The following is a 2,589-nucleotide window of genomic DNA, read 5'->3' on the forward strand; positions in this document are numbered from 1 at the left end:
TTACTCGCGCTATTGCTTCAAGATGATTCCCGATTGGTACATTTTTCGATTCCCCTTTCTCGTTGAAAATAACTTCGACTAATCCAGCCTCGACAGAACTAGTGAATTGAGACTTGATATCTTCGTTACTAGAACCATTGCCATCATTTTTACTACTCGTTTTAGGTTTGGGAACTTCAGGCTTTATGGCTTCAGAGCGATCGAGGAAAGCTTTTGATAGGTCTACCTCGCGTCTATTTTCGTCTGCTATCGACCCCAACCAATCGTCAACACCTTTGTAGCTGCTATCCCATTTAATTTCAGTTAGTACGCTAGATTTATTCTTGATGCAATTGTAAAAACTTAGCTTCTCTGCATTGACATTTTTAACAGTCTTGGCAGCTTTATCGATATCAAATGCAAGTACGATCTCACGCCCATTTAAGAAAGGTAATAACTCTTTATGAACTAATCTATTTCCGTTGTCATCTTTGCCATTACTCCAGCCAGCAACCCCGTTTAGTCCGATTGCAGGAAAACCATTAGAAACAATACTGCAAACTTTTTTAGCGGCTTCAGTAATACCGAGGGAGTAGGGAGTAGCTAAATACCAACTCCAGAAATTAGGGTCGATGTCATCCAGTTCTAGACCTTCTGGAGAAACATAATTAGGCACTCGCTTATCTTTTGATACAGAATATTTTATATTTCTATCAATCAAGATAGCTACTCGAACTGAAACATGAGGAATAAATACTTGTTGATTCCCTTTCCCTCTAACTGATTCATATTTAATATATTTCTGTTCTACTTCGAGTTTAAACTCATCGCTGATTACTTTCTTTTGCTTGCCTTTGCGCGGTTCGTTGGGCTTCACATGTTTCCCTTTGTGCCCTTCAAACACCCATACGCCACCATGCAGGGTATTAACTAACTCTTGCTGAGACTTGCCGCTTAATCCACCGTTATTAAGGTGGATTGGCTCATCAATGAGAATACAGAAAATCTCGTCTAGCTCATATTCAGATCCCGTGTCATTCGGGTTAGTGGATGGCTCGAACGATCTGAAGTTGTGGGCGGCGGTAACATCATCGATCGCACTATCTCGAAATTCTTTTATGTGTTCTGGCTGAAAATTGTTTAAAGATTGGCTGTAGCTGACTGACTGAGTGGAGTTCATGTTATATTTGAGTTAATTGTTTGATTCAATGAAGTCCCCGTTTTCAGCCATGAGCTAATTCGAGGACTTCCTTGTCTTTACTTGTAATCTTCCAAGCTGAAGCCCGTGCATGTGGCGGGAATCAATACCTTGTCATCGAGATATTGACAATCGACACAAGGATCGATCGACCACCATTCGGGATTAGGCGAAGGAACAGCCATGTAGATGCAATTTCCAACAGATCGATTGATCTTCAACATGTGGGATCTGAAGCCAGAGAATACTTCCTCTCCATAGGTGTCAAATCTCGTAAACAGTGAATCAGGGCGAAGCTTTAAAATCCCGTGGCTGTAGATGGATTCTACGCGGGATGATGGAAGGTTAACCCATAAACCGAGTAAGTGTGGGGGGATGCAATCATTCAATGCTTTTGCTTCTGCGATCTCATCGGGATGGGTAGCTAGTAACAGTAACAGAGGTCGATCCACTGTCAGTTCTAGGTTGACTTTGAGGCTTTCACGATCCCAGCGGTCTGCTTTTCGTGGTACTTTTTTCAGAGTCCGAGCTATGGATGATGTCATTTTGCAAGTAAGTAGTTGAGTGATTTGAAAGTGTTAAACTGTACGACAATGCCCCTTCTTTAGGTTTGATCGTCGTACAGCGATTGAATTGTGCTTGGGCTATTTGACTCAGCTAACTGGAGTTCCCGCGAAGAAAAGCCAGTTACAGAGATAGTACAAATCAAAAACTCGTTTGAACACTAGTGTTTGGGCGAGTTTTTGGCATTCACGCGGCGGTCGGTAAAGTCGCTAGGAACTCATCGACTAATGCTTGGTGCTGAGGGCAATCCCCATTGATTAGGTAACTCTGAAGTAGATCGATATTCCAATGTATTTTTCCTCGTTCTGTGGGTTGAATCCAGTAAATTGACTTGGGTAATTTTGCTCTTAGTTCGATCGACTGCCAAGGGGATAGATCGATATAATCCTTCCTGATTGCCGATTCAGATATCAATTTGAAAATGCGCGTCTTTTTGAGTGTTGAAGTTTTCATGATCGAGTAATTAAAGAAATGTGTTTGGTTTGTTGGGTTGATGACAATTAGCTTGGCAAGAGCGGTGTATCGACTATAACTTAGGTTTCGTGAAAATAAAAGAGCGAATTACTTGTCATCACTTGTCAGCGGTTAAGACTTTATCTAGGTACCGATAAGTAAAGTAAAAAACTTTGTATTTCAGGGTAATGGTTTCAGCTATTAATCAATTGTTTGGTATCATAAATAGTGTCAAATTCAAGCATTACAGTTACCCAATATTACGTCTTGTTGTCTTAAAGCTACGCAATATTAAGCCATATTGCGGAAGGTCATTGACAAGTTCCGAAAGCATTCACAATTTGATACAACTGATTGGATGTAGAACATTTGAAATGACAGATCCGTAAAATTTG

General features: G+C 40.7%; 3 protein-coding genes. All 3 read right to left on the reverse strand.

Going from position 1 to position 2,589, the window contains the following annotated elements; genetic code table 11:
* The coding region (locus tag RMO79_RS20230; protein ID WP_310485071.1) for a DUF3854 domain-containing protein at positions 1–1,159 on the reverse strand (1,159 nt) is incomplete at its 3' end.
* A 77-nt stretch (positions 1,160–1,236) separates the two neighbouring features.
* Positions 1,237–1,722, reverse strand: coding sequence for a hypothetical protein (locus RMO79_RS20235; RefSeq protein WP_310485072.1), 486 nt, complete (start codon positions 1,720–1,722; stop codon positions 1,237–1,239).
* A gap of 205 nt (positions 1,723–1,927) precedes the next feature.
* Complete coding sequence (locus RMO79_RS20240) at positions 1,928–2,194, reverse strand: hypothetical protein (RefSeq protein WP_310485073.1); 267 nt, start codon at positions 2,192–2,194, stop codon at positions 1,928–1,930.
* Positions 2,195–2,589 lie beyond the last annotated feature (395 nt).

It is taken from the genome of Chamaesiphon sp. VAR_48_metabat_403, assembly GCF_031422475.1.
GTDB lineage: Bacteria > Cyanobacteriota > Cyanobacteriia > Cyanobacteriales > Chamaesiphonaceae > Chamaesiphon.